The sequence below is a fragment of the Prochlorococcus marinus str. GP2 genome, assembly GCF_000759885.1.
Classification (GTDB): domain Bacteria; phylum Cyanobacteriota; class Cyanobacteriia; order PCC-6307; family Cyanobiaceae; genus Prochlorococcus_A; species Prochlorococcus_A marinus_J.
This window is the reverse complement of record NZ_JNAH01000004.1, coordinates 182,681-200,113: the sequence shown is the minus strand read 5'-3', so window position 1 is coordinate 200,113 and position 17,433 is coordinate 182,681. Positions and strand designations below refer to the sequence as shown.

Annotated in this window: 18 protein-coding genes and 1 pseudogene; 14 read left to right on the top strand and 5 right to left on the bottom strand. The window is 30.0% G+C overall.

Features of this window, described 5'->3' with window-relative positions; all coding sequences use genetic code 11:
* Positions 1-73 precede the first annotated feature (73 nt).
* The 3 genes from ilvA to EU91_RS04310 all read left to right on the top strand — a co-directional run bounded on the left by ilvA (position 74) and on the right by EU91_RS04310 (position 2,502).
* A complete protein-coding gene (ilvA, locus tag EU91_RS04305) occupies positions 74-1,612 on the top strand; it encodes a threonine ammonia-lyase, biosynthetic (protein ID WP_032524421.1) in 1,539 nt (512 codons plus the stop codon).
* A gap of 75 nt (positions 1,613-1,687) precedes the next feature.
* Positions 1,688-2,185, top strand: coding sequence for an SMC-Scp complex subunit ScpB (scpB, locus tag EU91_RS0108590; protein ID WP_032524420.1), 498 nt, complete (start codon positions 1,688-1,690; stop codon positions 2,183-2,185).
* 38 nt (positions 2,186-2,223) lie between these two features.
* Positions 2,224-2,502 (top strand): YggT family protein, encoded by a 279-nt coding sequence (locus EU91_RS04310; RefSeq protein WP_032524419.1) that lies wholly within the window; start codon positions 2,224-2,226, stop codon positions 2,500-2,502.
* 2 nt (positions 2,503-2,504) lie between these two features.
* On the opposite strand, the gene EU91_RS04315 is transcribed toward EU91_RS04310, so the two are convergent.
* Positions 2,505-2,834: a nucleoside triphosphate pyrophosphohydrolase family protein gene (locus tag EU91_RS04315; protein WP_032524418.1), complete on the bottom strand. Its 330-nt coding sequence runs from the start codon at positions 2,832-2,834 to the stop codon at positions 2,505-2,507.
* A 61-nt stretch (positions 2,835-2,895) separates the two neighbouring features.
* Here EU91_RS04315 and pyk point away from each other — a divergent pair, with 61 nt between their 5' ends.
* The 5 genes from pyk to EU91_RS04335 are packed head-to-tail and all read left to right on the top strand — an operon-like array spanning position 2,896 to position 8,455.
* Positions 2,896-4,686, top strand: a complete 1,791-nt coding sequence (gene pyk, locus EU91_RS04320) for a pyruvate kinase (RefSeq protein ID WP_032524417.1) — start codon at positions 2,896-2,898, stop codon at positions 4,684-4,686.
* Positions 4,679-5,911, top strand: a complete 1,233-nt coding sequence (locus EU91_RS04325) for an ABC transporter permease (RefSeq protein ID WP_032524415.1) — start codon at positions 4,679-4,681, stop codon at positions 5,909-5,911. Before pyk ends, EU91_RS04325 begins: the two co-directional genes overlap by 8 nt.
* Before the next feature lie 48 nt (positions 5,912-5,959).
* Positions 5,960-6,496 (top strand): biotin transporter BioY, encoded by a 537-nt coding sequence (locus tag EU91_RS0108585; protein ID WP_241433931.1) that lies wholly within the window; start codon positions 5,960-5,962, stop codon positions 6,494-6,496.
* Positions 6,496-6,954, top strand: coding sequence for a signal peptidase II (gene lspA, locus EU91_RS04330; protein ID WP_032524413.1), 459 nt, complete (start codon positions 6,496-6,498; stop codon positions 6,952-6,954). Before EU91_RS0108585 ends, lspA begins: the two co-directional genes overlap by 1 nt.
* 1 nt (position 6,955) lies before the next feature.
* Positions 6,956-8,455, top strand: a complete 1,500-nt coding sequence (locus EU91_RS04335) for a GTP-binding protein (protein WP_032524546.1) — start codon at positions 6,956-6,958, stop codon at positions 8,453-8,455.
* 133 nt (positions 8,456-8,588) lie between these two features.
* Here the strand turns inward: EU91_RS04335 and EU91_RS04340 are convergent, their stop codons facing one another.
* Positions 8,589-9,974: a pyridoxal phosphate-dependent decarboxylase family protein gene (locus EU91_RS04340; RefSeq protein WP_032524412.1), complete on the bottom strand. Its 1,386-nt coding sequence runs from the start codon at positions 9,972-9,974 to the stop codon at positions 8,589-8,591.
* A gap of 43 nt (positions 9,975-10,017) precedes the next feature.
* Here EU91_RS04340 and EU91_RS04345 point away from each other — a divergent pair, with 43 nt between their 5' ends.
* Entirely contained in the window at positions 10,018-10,533 is a 516-nt protein-coding gene (locus EU91_RS04345; RefSeq protein ID WP_032524411.1) for a nucleoside deaminase, read from the top strand.
* Here the strand turns inward: EU91_RS04345 and EU91_RS04350 are convergent.
* Entirely contained in the window at positions 10,508-11,692 is a 1,185-nt protein-coding gene (locus EU91_RS04350; RefSeq protein ID WP_032524410.1) for a pyridoxal-phosphate-dependent aminotransferase family protein, read from the bottom strand. The genes EU91_RS04345 and EU91_RS04350 overlap by 26 nt on opposite strands.
* A 215-nt stretch (positions 11,693-11,907) precedes the next feature.
* Here EU91_RS04350 and glnA point away from each other — a divergent pair, with 215 nt between their 5' ends.
* The 3 genes from glnA (at position 11,908) to EU91_RS04365 (ending at position 14,763) form a co-directional block, all read left to right on the top strand.
* Positions 11,908-13,329 (top strand): type I glutamate--ammonia ligase, encoded by a 1,422-nt coding sequence (glnA, locus tag EU91_RS04355; RefSeq protein WP_032524409.1) that lies wholly within the window; start codon positions 11,908-11,910, stop codon positions 13,327-13,329.
* Between the two features lie 102 nt (positions 13,330-13,431).
* Positions 13,432-14,487 (top strand): class I SAM-dependent methyltransferase, encoded by a 1,056-nt coding sequence (locus tag EU91_RS04360; protein WP_032524408.1) that lies wholly within the window; start codon positions 13,432-13,434, stop codon positions 14,485-14,487.
* Between the two features lie 12 nt (positions 14,488-14,499).
* The gene (locus EU91_RS04365) at positions 14,500-14,763 is read left to right on the top strand and encodes a DUF6439 family protein (protein WP_032524407.1); all 264 of its coding nucleotides are present in this window, start codon (positions 14,500-14,502) and stop codon (positions 14,761-14,763) included.
* Here EU91_RS04365 and EU91_RS0108580 read toward each other — a convergent pair.
* A pseudogene (locus EU91_RS0108580) lies at positions 14,742-15,175 on the bottom strand (ATP-binding protein). The gene EU91_RS04365 and the pseudogene EU91_RS0108580 sit on opposite strands and share 22 nt — an antisense overlap.
* Before the next feature lie 48 nt (positions 15,176-15,223).
* Entirely contained in the window at positions 15,224-15,943 is a 720-nt protein-coding gene (locus EU91_RS04370; RefSeq protein WP_032524406.1) for a GUN4 domain-containing protein, read from the bottom strand.
* A gap of 35 nt (positions 15,944-15,978) precedes the next feature.
* Here EU91_RS04370 and mnmH point away from each other — a divergent pair, with 35 nt between their 5' ends.
* Complete coding sequence (gene mnmH / locus EU91_RS04375) at positions 15,979-17,019, top strand: tRNA 2-selenouridine(34) synthase MnmH (protein ID WP_032524405.1); 1,041 nt, start codon at positions 15,979-15,981, stop codon at positions 17,017-17,019.
* A 60-nt stretch (positions 17,020-17,079) separates the two neighbouring features.
* Positions 17,080-17,433, top strand: coding sequence for a photosystem II reaction center protein Psb28 (gene psb28 / locus EU91_RS04380; RefSeq protein WP_032524404.1), 354 nt, complete (start codon positions 17,080-17,082; stop codon positions 17,431-17,433).

Genomic DNA, 17,433 nt, shown 5'->3' with positions numbered 1-17,433 from the left:
AAAATGAGTATTTTTTTTGAAATAGATCATGTAATGTTTTATTAGATTAATAATTAATGCTAAAAATATATATATGAATGATTATTTTGAAAAAATACTTCAAGCTAAAGTCTATGAAGTTGCAAAAAAAACACCCCTAGAGAAGGCTCATAATTTAAGTAATACACTTAATAATGAAGTTTTTCTAAAAAGAGAAGATCTTCAAGATGTTTTTTCATTTAAAATAAGAGGTGCATATAACAAAATGAGTAAGCTTTGCAGTTCAGAGCTAACTCAGGGAGTAATCACTTCAAGTGCTGGAAATCATGCTCAAGGTGTTGCACTTAGCGCTCTTAAGTTAAATTGCCAAGCAACCATAATAATGCCCATTACAACACCTCTAGTAAAAGTTAATGCAGTAAAAAATTTAAAAGCAAAAGTTATATTGTATGGAGATAATTATGATGAAAGTTACAAAGAAGCAATAAGGATTAGCAAAGAAAATAATTTATGCTTTATTCATCCTTTTGATGATCCAGATGTAATAGCAGGACAAGGAACTATAGCTATTGAACTTGAACAACAACTAAGAGAGAAACCATATGCAATTTATATTGCTGTTGGAGGCGGTGGATTGATATCAGGAATATCTTTATATATTAAAAAAATTTGGCCTGAAGTAAAAATAATTGGAGTCGAACCTGAAGATGCTGACGCTATGTCAAAATCCTTGGAAGAATCAAAAATTGTGGAATTATGTTCGGTAGGACAATTTGCAGATGGTGTTGCTGTTAAAAAAGTTGGAAATATTACTTTTGATATCGGGAAAAAATATATTGATAAGATGATTAGGGTTAATACAGATGAAATATGTGCTGCAATAAAGGACGTTTTTGAAGACACTAGATCAATACTAGAACCTGCAGGGGCATTATCAATTGCTGGAATGAAAAAAGATATTTTCAATTCGAATCATGTAGATAAAAGAATGGTTGCAATTGCATGTGGAGCTAACATGAACTTCGAAAGACTTAGATTTGTTGCAGAAAGGGCGGAACTTGGAGAATGTAAAGAGGTTATGATGGCGGTTGAAATTCCAGAACACGCTGGAAGTTTAATTGATTTCTGTCAGTTGCTTAATAATAGAAATTTAACTGAATTTAGTTACAGAATGTCTAACTCTTTAAATGCCCAGATCTTTGTAGGAGTACAAGTTTATGGATTAATTGATAAAAAAAACCTTTTAGATCAATTTAAAAATTCGAAGTACCCATTTATTGACATAAGTGATGATGAATTATCTAAAAATCATCTTAGACATATGGTAGGTGGAAGATTGCCATTATTTAAAGAGATGAAAAATAGAAATTTTGTAGAGTTGTTATATAGATTTGAATTTCCTGAAAGACCAGGTGCTCTTATAAATTTCTTAAAAAATATGAAGTCGAATTGGTCAATAAGTGTATTCCACTATAGGAATTATGGATCTGATGTAGGAAAAATTGTTATTGGAGTATTAATCGACAGGATTGAAATTACTGAGTGGGATAATTTTGTGAAAATTTTAGGATATAAATATTGGGATGAAACTAAAAACGATACATATAAATTGTTTCTTGGTGCACCAGAATAAATTTGAGGTAAATTAGGAGAGATTTCGGTAATAACAATTAATCAATCTGATCTAATTACTAAGCAACTATCTGATATAGATCTAGTTACCAGAATTGAGGCTGTTCTTTACTTAAAAGGCAGACCAATAACAAAAAAGGATCTCTCAGAAATTACTAATTCTGATATTAACTCAATAAATGATGCAATTAAAGATCTAAAAAATAAATACTCTAAACCAAACTCGGCAATTGAATTGAATGAAGTAAATAATAGTTATTGTCTCGAACTAAAATCTAGTCTCAATGATTTTGTAGAAGATTTACTGCCTTCTGAGTTGAAAACATCAGAATTAAGAACATTGGCTACTATCGCAATCAAAAAGAAGATTCTGCAATCGGATCTTATACTTCTTCGAGGCTCAGGAGCTTACGATCATATTAAAGAATTATTAGAAAAGAAATTTATTGTGAAACGGAAGCAAAAAGATGGTAGATCATATTGGTTATCATTATCAGAAAAATTTTTTCAAACATTTGCTGTGAGTAATGAGTATCTCTCAAAAATAGGAAGCCATAATAATAAGCAACAATAATATGTAAATGTTAGGATGTATAAAATTACGATAAGAAAATGTTATCTGAGATTTTAGCAGTTCTAGGCCAAACATTATCTATTTATTCCTTCATATTAATCATAAGAATTTTACTCACATGGTTTCCCGGTATAGATTGGAGTAACGGTGTTTTATCTGCATTAACTTCTATCACAGATCCATATTTAAATATTTTTAGAGGTATCATTCCTCCCATAGGTGGATTTGATATTTCATCTTTATTAGCTTTTTTACTTTTAAATGTTATTCAAAACTTAATTACAAATTTACAATATGCAAGCTTAGGATATAGCTAAATTTATCTATCGTCACCAGAACCGCTTATCTTTCCTTTAGCAGCTCTCAATTTTAATTTTTCAAGATTTTGTATTGCCACATCCTCTAAATTAAAATTTAATTCTGTGCAAAGATTTGAGATATACCACAAGACATCGCCCAACTCTTTTTTTATACCTAATTTTGATTCGTTATCAAATATTCCATTTTTATCTCTTATAACTTTTTTTACTTTTTCAGCTACCTCTCCGGCTTCTCCAACTAATCCAAGAGTTGGATAAATATTATTTGAACCTATATCTGGATATTGTGCCGTTTCCCTTGCTTTTTTCTGATAAGTTTTAAAATCCATGACTTAAATAACTAACTTTGGGTATGGTAAATTTATTTATATCTAGCAATATTATTTATATATGTCGAATATTGATTTAAAAAGAAGAACAAAAATAGTAGCTACTATTGGGCCTGCAACGCAATCTGAAGAGATAATTACAGATTTAATAAAAGCTGGAGTAACAACATTTAGGTTAAATTTCTCACATGGAGATCATAAAGATCATGCTGCAAGAATAAAAACTATAAGAGAAGTATCAAAAAAGTTAGATATAGATATTGGAATATTACAAGATCTTCAAGGACCTAAAATAAGATTAGGGCGCTTTCAAGATGGTCCAGTAAAAGTTAAAAAAGGTGATAAATTTACGCTTACATCAAATGAAGTTGAATGTACAAATACTATTGCAAATGTAACCTACGACAATCTTTCTAAAGAAGTTAGTGAAGGGAAAAGAATACTTTTAGATGATGGCAAAATAGAAATGATAGTAAAAAAAGTAGATATAGAAGCTAATCTATTAGAGTGCCAAGTTACTGTAGGGGGGGTTCTTTCAAATAACAAGGGTGTTAACTTTCCAGATGTTCAATTATCAGTAAAAGCATTAACAGAAAAAGATAAAGAGGATTTAAAATTCGGTTTATCTGAAGGAGTTGATTGGATAGCCCTAAGTTTCGTAAGAAATCCATCCGATATAAACGAGATAAAGGATTTAATAAACAAAAATGGCCATTCAACTCCTGTAGTCGCAAAAATAGAAAAATTTGAAGCAATTGATCAAATTGATACTGTATTACCCTTATGTGATGGTGTAATGGTTGCAAGAGGTGATTTAGGAGTCGAGATGCCTGCTGAAGAAGTTCCTCTTTTACAAAAGGAATTAATAAGAAAAGCTAATTCATTTGGTATTCCAATAATTACAGCGACACAAATGCTTGATTCTATGGCTTCTAATCCAAGACCAACAAGAGCCGAAGTAAGTGATGTTGCCAATGCAATACTTGATGGAACAGATGCTGTAATGCTTTCAAACGAAACTGCAGTTGGTGATTATCCTGTAGAGGCAGTAAAAACCATGGCAACCATAGCAAGAAGAATTGAAAGGGATTATCCACTAAAAGCTATTGAGAGTCACTTACCAAGTACTATCCCTAATGCTATTAGCGCAGCAGTAAGTAATATAGCTAGACAACTTGACGCAGGCGCAATAATCCCATTAACAAAATCAGGATCTACTGCTCGAAATGTAAGTAAATTCAGACCACCAACACCTATATTGGCAACTACTACTGAGAGAAGTGTAGCGAGAAGATTACAACTTGTTTGGGGAGTTACTCCCATAGTAGTTAAAAATGATGAAAGAACAGCTAAAACTTTTAGTTTAGCTATGCAAATTGCACAAGAAATGGGGATATTAAATCAAGGAGATTTAGTAGTACAAACTGCAGGTACATTAACTGGTATAAGTGGATCTACAGATTTAATAAAAGTCGGTTTAGTCAGGAAAATTGTTTCAAGAGGAATTTCAATAGGGGAAATCGGTGTTACAGGTAAAGCAAGAATAATAAAAAATAATCTTGATATATCTTTAATTTGTCCAGGAGAAATAATATTTGTTCCACAGGAATTAATGGAATTAATACCACTGAGTAAAAAGATTGTCGGTATAGTTACGAACCAAAATGTAGATGATGTTTATGCATTGTATAACAAAAATAATAAAAAGATTTCCACAATTTGTAATTTAGAAAATATAGATAATCATCAAATCAGTAATGGAGACCTTATTACATTGCAGCTTAATGAAGGTGTTATATACATGGGTCAAATTGAAGATGATGACGCAATAGATAAATATAAATATGTCTAGGAATATCTCAATAAAAGAAGCCTTAGGCATGGCTACGAAGACCCTAGTATCAAACAAATTAAGAAGTTCGTTAACAATGCTGGGAATAATTATTGGAAATGCATCAGTTATTACACTTGTTGGACTTGGAAGAGGTGCTCAAACATTAGCAAAAAACCAATTAAGTAATTTAGGTGCAAATGTTTTATTCATTGTTCCTGGCAATAATGACACAAGAAGAAGAGGTATTACATTTCCTAAAAACCTTGTTTTAGAAGATGCTGTAGCAATAAGTAATCAGGTTCCAACAGTTAAAAAAGTTGCTCCTCAAATCTCTGCTAATGAAATTGTACAATCAAATTCTAAAAGCCTAAATATCTCAATTGCAGGAGTTACTCCTGAGTTTCTTGATGTTAGAAGCTTTGAAATAGATAAGGGAAGATTTTTGTCAAAAAGTGATGTTAATAGTGCAAGAAGTTATGTAGTAATAGGTCCTGATCTTAAAGACGAATTTTTTAAAGATAAATCTTCATCACTTGGCAAAAAAATCAGAATTAAAGATCATACTTATGAAATTATCGGAATATTAAAACCAAAAGGGGCTGTATTTGGAAGTAATCAAGACAAAAATGCTTATATTCCACTAACCACAATGGTAAATAGGATAACTGGGAAGGATCCTACATATGGTGTAAGTTTAAGCTTCATCAGTGTGGAGGCGATAAATAAAAATTCAACTAGTGCTGCTAAATTTCAAATTACTAATTTATTAAGGCAAAGACATAAAATAATAAGAGATGATGACTTTGCCGTTAGATCACAAGAAGATGCCTTAAATATAGTTACTAACATAACAAGTGGACTTACTTTTTTATTGGCAGGTATTGGGGCAGTATCATTAGTGGTTGGAGGCATAGGAATCATGAATATTATGCTAGTTTCTGTTAGCGAAAGAACTGAAGAAATTGGACTTAGAAAAGCAATAGGAGCTAAACAGTCAGATATATTAATTCAATTTTTAATTGAGGCATTGATTTTATCTACAATTGGAGGATTAATTGGAACGACAACTGGATTATCAGGTGTCTTTCTTTTATCTCTTATAACTCCACTTCCTGCATCTGTAGGATTTACTACAACTTTTTCTACCATGATCATTTCAGGATCAATTGGTTTAATTTTTGGCGTTTTACCCGCAAAAAGAGCTTCTAAATTAGATCCAATTGTTGCATTGAGAAGTTTATAAATCAAATTTATAATCATGCTCAATTTTTATAAATTAATTGAGATATTGGTGAGTCTACAATCACTAGTAATAACATCAATGCTACCTGTCTATATTCCACTACCTTTTATCTTTAAATCTACTAATAGCTTTGTGTTGCCTATCACATGGCAAATTCCAACCATAATTTTATTAACACTTATTTTTAAAAAAAAAGTTGTTTTCAGAGCATTTTCTATATATTTAACTTTAGGGTTATTTATTGCTCCATTATTTCATCAAGGAGGATCAATAGGATATCTTCTCACTCCAAATTTTGGATATTTATTAGGTGTATATCCATTAATCAAAATAATTGATGTTTTGAATAATAGAAATAAAATAAATATTGGCAACTTTTTAATAAATGGATTTATAGCAATAGGTGCTATGCATCTAACAGGAATATTTTACAACCTTATACAAACTATTTTTTACAGTCAATTTAATATATTTTTATATAATTTAGGGAAATACTCTGTAGGTAAAATTGGATATCATTTTTTAATGCTTTTACCGCTATTATTAGTTATTAAGCCTATTAAACATTTAAAAAAAATCAGATAATGATTTATAAGATACAAACAAAATTATATTTTTTATCTTTAAGTATTTTTATTGTTCTAATAGATCAATTTACGAAATATTTAATGATTTATAATAATAAATTATTTATTAATAAAGATTTTCTTGTATTTAAATTAGACTTTGTAAAAAATTATGGAGCTGCATTTAATATATTTAGTGGTAGTAGAACATTTTTATCTTTAATAAGTATAATTTTTTCAATATTACTTATTTATTTAATATTTAGGAAAAATACTTTAAAAGCAATTGATCTATATTCTTACAGCTTTATTCTTGGCGGAACAATTGGTAATGGTATAGATAGGATATATAAAGGTTTCGTGGTTGATTTTATAAATATAAATATTATAAATTTTCCAATATTTAATATTGCTGATATATCTATTAATATTGGTTTCATTTTTTTATTTTATAACATATTTAAAAATAATCGATAAAATGGATTACTTGAAATTAAAGTATATAAAGTATATTTTATTAATATTATTTCTATATATTTTCTTTTCGATACTTATAAGAATAGTAAATATTTATACACTCTTATTTTTAATAGTATTTATTTATATCTTTTATAGTATTGATAAAAAATTATTTAAAAAAATAATTTATAAAGTTATATTCAAAAATAAAAAGAATACACTTTCATTCAAAAATACATATGGTGCAGCCAAGATAAGTTTGGAAGGTATTGAAAAAATCAATAAAAAAATTAAAGATCAGGTAAAAGTAGAACTTTTAAATTACCAAAAAAATAAACTAGAGTCTCAATTAAATATGGGGGATTATAAAGTTACTCTTTTTGGAGCAGGTTCCTCAGGTAAAACATCCCTAGCAAGATCCTTATTAAAAAATATTGTCGGACAAACATCAGCAAAAATAGGTACTACAAAGCAAATTAATAGTTATAAAATTAGTATTCCAATCCTAAAAAGAAATATTAATATTATTGATACTCCAGGATTATTCGAACCATCTAAGTTAGGCGAAGAAAGAGAAAAAGTAACAATTTTAGAAGCATCAAATTCTGACTTAGTCCTTTTTGTTTTAGATCAAGACATAAATAAATACGAAAACTATTTAATTAAAGAATTATTGAAAATAGGAAAAAAAATAATAATAGTACTAAATAAATGTGATTTGAGGTCTAGTGATGAAAATAATCTTATCGAAGAAAATATAAATTACATAACTTCGGCTAGAAAAAATAATATTTCAGTTGTTCAAACAATTGCAGTACCTCAAGAATATAGTTATGGAAAATCAGATTCCTTAAATTTAATTCCAGAGGTAGGAAGTTTATTTAAGGAAATAATTGAAACTTTAGATAATAATGGTGAAGAGTTATTGGCAGATAATATCCTTTTTCGATCAAATAAGTTAGGCATTAAGAGTAAAAATTTCTTGAAAGAACAAAGATATTTAATGTCAAATAAGGTGATTAAAAAATATATGTGGATAACGGGAGGTGTAATACTAGTTAATCCACTTCCTGCTGTAGATTTCCTTACTACTAGCTCTGTTAATCTTCAAATGATAATGGAATTATCAAAGATATATGAAATAAAAATTACCAAAAAAGATGCAAAAGATTTATCAAAATCATTACTAAGCACATTGGCTAAACTAGGGATAGTAAAAGGTGGTCTTGCAATTCTTTCTCCTGCTCTAGCTACAAGCTTAACTAAAATAATAATATCTAAATCTATACAATCAATTACAGCAGGCTGGTTAATAAGAATAGTGGGACTAAGTTTGATTGAATATTTTAAGAATGGTCAAGATTGGGGAGATGGAGGAATTCAGGAAGTCGTTGATAAGATATACAAAATAAGTAAGAGAGAGGAAATTTTAAATAACTTCGTCAAAGAAGCTATTGCAAAAATTGAAATAAAGAAATATTTTCAATCAAATAAAAGGTTGCCTCAATTTCCTAGGTAATATTTGATAAGTGATCATTAAGATAAGTTCTGAAATCAAAGATAGTTATTAAGATTAAATAAGCAATACAGATAGCTATAGAGATAAAACCTGTTACAATTGCAATAATTTTTGATTTACCCATATTCATTAGTTAAGTATTTAAAACTCTCAATAGTTCTTCAATATGAGATTCCTTTGTATTGTAATTTCCCATAACAACTCGTAAAAAATATTTACCTTTAAATTTTGGTCTAGAAAGCATAAAATTATTGTTAATTAGTTCATTAAGTTTAGTTTGAGTCCATGCATCAGAGTCTTTTGGCTCAAGTTTCTTTGGTAAGAATGAAACAATATGAAGAGGACCTGAATATATATCAAATTTATTTTTACAAATATTTTTTATAAAAAAATCTTTTCTTTTAATTGATGAATTTAATATATTTTCTATTCCATTCAGACCTAAAAATCGCAACCCAAGCCATAGTTTGATAACTTCTGCTGGTCTAGAACCTTGTATACCTATTTCTCCTCTATTTATAATATTTTCTTTAGATGATATATATGGTAGTCCAGTATTAAAAGTATTTTCTAAAGTACTAATATTTGAAACCAATAACAAAGATGAAGTCTTTGTTATGCCAATGATTTTTTGTGGATTTATCGTTATCGAATTAGCCTGATTAATATTATTTAAACCTTCTATTGGAATAGAAGTTATAGCAAAAATTCCTCCAATTGAACCGTCAATATGTAACCATATGTTTCTTTGTTTACAGATATCACTTATTTCTTTAATAGGATCTATGGCTCCTCGTACAGTTGTCCCAAGGGTGGCAACAATAGCAAATATTTTTTTATTTTCTATTGAACATTTATCTAATGACTTTCTGAGATCCTTTATGTCCATTCTACCTTGATTATCAGTTTTAATCCTGACAAGATTAGTAGTATCAAGACCCATTACTCTTATACATTTAACGAAGGAAGAATGAGCATCTTCACTTACAAGTAATACAGAATTGGGATTTGTACCTAATCCAGCGTTATTTCTAGCTGCAATAAGTGCATTCAGATTACTTAATGTACCTCCGCTTGCAGCTATACCTCCTGAGAAATCATTAAACCCTATTTTCATGGCAAACCATTTGCATAATGATTCTTCAAGCAAAGTTACACTTGGTGATAACTCATAAGCAAGAAGATTATTATTTAAACCAGCAGCAATTAAATCTCCCAAAATAGAAAAAATTAAAGGTGGGGGGTCAAGGTGAGCAAGTGATCCTGGATGAACCGGATTAAATGAATTATTCAAAAGAGATTCAATCTCAGAAAATAAATCTTCTTCAGAGTTACCATCTTCCGCAGGCATAATGCCCTTGAAACTCTCATCAAAAGGTAAAGGACCATTTTTATCAGCTTTAGAGAACCAGTCACAAAGAATTTGACTAGTTCTATTCAGAAGAATATTCAATTTGTCATTAGTCCCTAAATATGAGGGGAAATATATATTTTTATTATTAATTAAATCTTCAGCCATCAGATAATATATCTAGTAATAATTCTATTCTCAATATTGCCAAATGAGATATATTTTTGAAAATGGAAATAGTAATAAAGAAGAACGAGTAAAAACAAATAATTCAAAATACACTTTGTGGATGAATTCGATACTAAGAAGATCTAAAGAAATTGGACATGTTGAGCTACCAATCTGTTCAATAATTTTAGATGAGAGAGGAAGATGTATCGGGAGAGGGGTTAACAGGAGGAATATAAATAAAGACCCATTAGGTCATGCTGAGATAATGGCACTTAGGCAGGCATCTCTAATAAAAAATGATTGGAGATTTAATGAATGTACTATTATCACAAATTTAGAACCTTGTACTATGTGTTCCTCTGCTCTTATTCAAGCGAGGATGGGTAAAGTTATTTTCGGGGCTTATGATAAGAAAAGAGGTGGATTGGGTGGCTCAATTGACCTGTCAAAACATAAGAGTGCTCATCACAAAATGGAAATAATTGGAGGTATCCTAGAAGAAGAATGCAGTAAAATCTTACAGATTTGGTTCAAAAAGTTGAGGACTCAAAAATAGAAAATTTCTTTAGCTCAGTATCAAATAGGTTTAATAATCTGTCTACATTCTCCTCACATGAATTAAAACCCATTAGCCCCACACGCCAGACCTTACCGGATAATTCTCCAAGTCCATTTCCTATTTCAATTCCAAAATTTCTTAAGAGATGATTTCTAAAACCATCCCCATCAACTGCTGGAGGTATTTTAACTGTGGTTAGAGTTGGCAATCTATAATCCTCTGATACATGTAATTCCATTCCAAGACTTTCTAAACCATTCCATAATTTCTTAGCATTAGTATTATGTCTATTCCAAACATTTTCTAAACCCTCATTGGCAATTAATCGTAAACCTTCACGTATAGCAAAATTCATATTTACGGGCGCAGTATGATGATAAATACGATCAGAACCCCAATATTTATTTAATAGAGATAAATCTAAATACCAGTTAGGTACTTTTGTTTTTCTTGAACTTAGTTTTTCTTCAGCTCTCTTATTCATTGTAAAAGGGCTTAATCCTGGGGGACAACTTAACCCCTTTTGACTACAACTGTATGCTAGATCAATTTTCCATTCGTCTATCAATATTTCTAAAGCGCCTAGTGAAGTAACTGCATCAACTAAAAACAAGCAGTTATTTTTTCTACATATATCGCCAATCCCATCAAGAGGTTGTAAAACACCACTCGATGTTTCCGCGTGGACAATAGCAAAAATTGCTGGTTTTTTAGTTTCTATTTCATACTTAACTTCCTCATATGTAAAGGCCTCACCCCATGGTTTTTCCATTACGGAAACTTGAGCTTTATATCTATTTGCCATATCTACTAATCTGTCTCCAAAATATCCTTTTTTAGCAATCAAAATCTTTTCTCCTTCTTCAATAAAATTAGCTATTGAAGCTTCCATCGCAGCACTACCAGTACCACTCATTGGAAGTGTAAGACGATTATTGCACTGCCATGTATATCTTAAAAGTTGCTGTACATCAGACATCAAAGAGATATATGCTTCATCTAAATGACCAATAGGATTCAAAGAAAGAGCGCTTAAGACTTCTGGATGTGCATTTGAAGGGCCTGGACCTAATAAAAGTCTAGAGGGAACATAAGTCTTTGAGAAATGAGATAAATTCTCTTTATTTAAAGCCGGAATAAGTTTTGCTTCTGTCAAAGCATTACATTCGATTACCTTTAAACTAAACTAATATCGTCTCTTAAGCGATATTTATTTAAAGAAATTAATTCAATTTAAATAATTAAGTAAATAATTATTAAAGTTATGACTTGAAACACTGAAAGAAGACATCAAGTGTTGAAAAAAGGTTACGGTTGATACATAACAAGAATCATCAAGTAATTAATTTCATAGAAGGTATCTTATAAGTTATGTCAAAGTCTCCACAAGATGTTTTAAGTCAAATTAAAGATGAAGGAATTGAACTCATCGATTTAAAATTTACTGATATTCATGGTAAATGGCAACATCTAACTCTTACATCAGACATGATAGAAGAGGATTCGTTTACAGAAGGTTTAGCATTTGATGGTTCATCAATAAGAGGATGGAAAGCAATTAATGCCTCTGATATGTCAATGGTTCCTGATGCAAGTACAGCATGGATAGACCCTTTTTATAAACATAAAACTTTAAGTATGATTTGCTCTATCCAAGAGCCTAGAAGTGGTGAGCCTTATGATAGATGCCCAAGATCTTTAGCTCAAAAGGCATTAAAATACTTAGAATCTACTGGGATTGCTGATACAGCATTTTTTGGCCCGGAACCAGAATTCTTCTTATTTGATGACGTAAGATACGACTCAAAAGAAGGTTCCTGCTTTTACAGTGTAGATACAATTGAAGCCCCATGGAATACAGGAAGAACTGAAGAAGGTGGAAATTTAGGATACAAGATCCAATACAAAGAAGGTTATTTCCCTGTTTCTCCAAATGATACCGCGCAAGACATCAGATCTGAAATGCTTCTTTTAATGGGTGAATTAGGTATACCCACAGAAAAGCATCACCATGAAGTTGCTGGTGCCGGTCAACACGAACTTGGAATGAAATTCGATTCGTTAATTAATTCTGCTGATAACGTAATGACTTATAAATATGTTGTCAGGAATGTTGCTAAAAAATATGGTAAAACTGCAACGTTTATGCCCAAGCCTGTTTTTAATGATAATGGAACTGGAATGCATGTTCACCAAAGTTTATGGAAGAGTGGTCAGCCACTATTTTTTGGCGAGGGAGCATATGCAAATTTATCTCAAACAGCAAGATGGTACATCGGAGGCATACTTAAACATGCTCCATCATTCTTAGCATTTACTAACCCAACTACAAATAGTTATAAACGATTGGTTCCAGGATTTGAAGCACCTGTAAATTTAGTTTATTCTGAGGGTAATAGATCAGCTGCAGTAAGAATACCTTTAACAGGTCCAAGCCCTAAAGCTAAAAGATTAGAATTCAGATCAGGTGACGCACTTGCAAATCCTTACCTAGCATTTTCTGTAATGATGCTTGCTGGTATTGATGGAATTAAAAACCAAATTGATCCTGGTGATGGAGTTGATGTAGATTTATTTGAACTTCCAGATGATGAACTTGCAAAAATTGATACGGTACCTTCATCTCTTAATGACTCACTTAATGCTCTAAAAGCAGATAAGGATTATCTATTAGCTGGTGGAGTATTTACTGATGATTTTATTGATAATTTTATCGATATAAAATACGAAGAGGTACAACAATTAAGACAAAGGCCTCATCCACATGAATTCTTTATGTATTACGATGCATAATTGAAAGAACATATTAGTTTAAATTAATCAATTTGAGAAATATCACAAAATATTCTCAAATTGATTTTTTTTTTGTTGGAATATAGATATATATATTGAAAAATGGCTAGGGAATCTATTTCAAAAATTGCATATAAAACGCTACAACAAAGTAAAAGCCTTGCAGGTTTCGCTCACAAGCAGATCAGTTCAAGATTAATGAATTTTATTCTTCCCGATTCTAAGCTTGAAAATTTTGATATAGATAAGGATCTTCTAATACAAATCCAAAATTCTATGGATAACTTAAGAGAAGAAGATTGGAATGATGCAGAAAAAAATATATATCCAAAAAAATTATTGTTTGACGAGCCATGGCTTAGATATTTAACTCAATATCCTAAAATTTGGCTCGATATGCCTAATACATGGGATAGACGTAGAAAACAAAACTTTGATGATCTTCCAAAATCAATTGATAAAGATAATTATCCTCAATATTACTTAAGAAATTTCCATCATCAAACAGATGGTTATTTATCAGATTTTTCAGCTAGCATTTATGACTTACAAGTAGAGATACTTTTTAATGGAAGTGCTGACTCAATGAGAAGAAGAATAATTAAGCCAATAAAAGAAGGACTTGAAATTTTTAGCGATAGAAAAAAAAGTTCATTAAAAATACTTGATGTGGCCACAGGTTCAGGGAGAACATTAAAACAATTAAGAGCCGCATTTCCTAAAGAAAAAATTACAGGAATTGATTTATCTGATTCATACTTAAAAGAGGCAAGTAGATATATTTCAGATTTAGATGGAGATTTAATCCAGTTAATAAAAGGTAATGCTGAAGAATTACCTTTTGAAAATGATAGTTTTCAATGTATTTCTTGTGTTTACTTATTTCATGAATTACCTAGAACAATTAGAGCTAAAGTATTAAATGAATTTTTTAGAGTTCTTGAACCTGGTGGGATATTAGTTTTAGCTGATTCAATTCAAATAAGTGATTCACCTGACTTTACATCTGTAATGGAGAACTTCTATAAATCTTTTCATGAGCCTTTTTATTGTGATTACATAAAAGAGGATATAGATTCTAAAATAGAGGATGTTGGTTTTAAAGATGTAAAATCAAATTCCTTTTTTATGACCAAAGTGTGGTCTGCTGTAAAGTAAATAAAAACTTCTATGACCTATTGGGATAAAGATACTATTCAGCTTGTTCAAAGTCTTAATGACAAATTAAAGATTGATCATTCTACATGGCATAAAGATAAAGGAAATAAATATAAACGATCTGCAGAACTAATTTCTGCGGGTTTATGCCATTTAATTATTTCTTGTAATGAGAATGAAACTATTGAGTATATGGAAGAAAGTATTAAATGGTTAAAAGAAATTAACGTAGATCAACCTTGCCCTAGTAAAAATCACCTTTTTAAAGCTAACTGAAGCCTATTACCCTTACTACTCCATCTAACATCATCAAAACATTCATTAATAATATAAAGGCCGCGGCCATTTGCACTACTTATTTTTTTTGGTAATTTATAGTCTCTTTTTTTATTTCTAAACCATTACCTTGATCTTGAATTTGCCAAACACACCAATTAGGAGTAATTATTCTTCTTACTCTAATATTTTTTTTAGGATCTAATTTATTTCCATGTTTTACAGCGTTTACTAGAGCTTCATGTAAACCAAGTTTTATAAGATAGCTTGATTGAGAATTTTTAATAGGTTCTAATAATTGATCTACAAATTCATTTAACTGCAATGATGATTCGAATTCGTAGTTTGACCAGTTAATCTTTGGCCTTTTAAAAAACTTTTTTAAAATATTTTTGCCCCGTAATAAGGACATAATAATATTTTCAGACTGAACTAATTTTAACTTATTAAATACCTCAATTTAAAGAATATTGTTATGTCTCTCTGCAATAGCAGGGTGCCGCAAGATGGAATCCATAAGTCTTACTCCTCTTAGTTGATTTATTAAAGGCATATGACCATCGGGAGCATCTAATGACCAGCAAAAAGATCCAGGATATCTAGTCCATAACCCATCTTGTTTCCAACCTATTTTCGGCCACATTAATTCATATTTTTTTCCTACTGATTTTAATATCTTTGCTTGAATTGAGAATCCAAATCTACCCGTAGAATAAATAGTCCATAATCTATCAATTGTTTGTAAATCTTTACCTGACATATTCTTAACCTCACTGTAGAAGACATATCCACGTTTTTCAGCTAATTTTCCAGCTAATTTTCTCAGGTAAGAACTAGTTAATCTATCAGCCTCTTCAAATTTTTGCTCAATTAACATTAATTGCAGTTCTTCATAATTAATATCAATATCTGAATAAGTATTAAACCAATTATTAAATTTGGAGTTTTTAAAGAATTCAGGCTTAAATTTTTTTAATACTTGCAATATCCAACCAGCAGCCCAGTCATCTCCTTCACTATCAAAGATATCGAAGAGTGAAGGCCCAAGATTAAAAATATTTTCGACTTCGGATTCTATTTGAGTTAATGAATTTATTCTTTTTCTTTGATTGGAATCTACAAATTGTTTTATTAAATCTAATGTAACATTATTATAGTTATCTTGTTCTTTGTTATTCATTTTAAAAAATCAATCTAAAAAAATAAAAACTATCCATGTATTTCAAAAGAAAAGAACTAGAGAAATTTAGAAGTTTTAAAGGACCACTTATAGATGTTAGAAGCCCGAGTGAATATTATAAAGGACACCTGCCTAATTCTATTAACATTCCATTATTTGATAATGATGAGAGATCTAAAATTGGGACGATTTATAAGAAAGAAGGAAGAAAAAAAGCAGTCATAGAAGGATTAAAATTTTTTGAAAAAAAAATGGAATTACTTCTTGATAATTTATTCATGAGTATTGAGTCTTATAAAACTATTTCTAATAAAAATAATGAATTTTTTATCAGAATATATTGTTCTAGAGGAGGAATGCGTTCACAAAGCATTGCTTGGCTACTAGAAAAATATAAATTAAATCCAATAACACTTCATGGAGGATACAAAATATATAGAAAATGGGTATTAGATAGTTTTTCAAAAAAGTTGAATATAGTAGTTATTGGAGGAAAAACAGGAACAGGAAAGACAAAATTATTATCATTAATAGAGAAATATAAATATCAAACTATTGATCTTGAAGGATTTGCTTGTCATAGAGGAAGTACATTTGGAGGTTTAGGAATGAAAGAACAACCTTCAAATGAACAATTTGAAAACCAAATTGCAGAAAAATTAAATTCCTTTAAATTTACTAAAAATATTTTTGTAGAAGCTGAAAGTGCAAATATAGGCAAATGCAAAATACCACATGAATTCTTTAATCAGATGAAAAATTCTAGGAGAATTGAAATTGTAAGGAGCGAATCTAACAGGTTAGAAGAGTTAATAGATACATATAGTGTATTTAAGAAAGAGGAACTCCAAGAATCTGTATTAAGGATTAAAAAAAGATTAGGACCACAAAGAACAAAAATAGCTCTCGAATCAATTAATAATGAGAGGTGGGACTTAGTTTGTAAATCAGTTCTAGAATATTACGATAAGTGTTATGAATATGAAAAGGTTGGCAAAACAAATATAAAGATATTAGATTTAACCGATAAAAAATATGATGAAAGTATCCTTGAGTTAATAAATAATCTTTTATAAAATAATTACAAACGAATGTGAAAAATATTTCCTAAGATAATAAATTATAAAACTAACATTATGACAGCAAATAAAGATGCAAAAATACAATTTTATGAAGGAACTGATGAACCAGTAGTACCAGAAATAAGGCTTACTAGGAGTAAGGATGGTACCACCGGCCAAGCATTATTTTTATTCGAAAAACCTCAGGCATTATCTTCCATTACAGATGGTGAAATCACAGGCATGCGTATGATTGACTCTGAAGGTGAAATACTAACTAGGGAAGTAAAAGTAAAGTTTGTTGATGGAGAACCAATATTTTTAGAAGCAGCATACATTTGGAAGAACACATCTGACTTTGATAGATTTATGAGATTTGCAAATAGTTATGCCAAATCAAATGGATTAGGATATTCTGAGAAAAAGTAG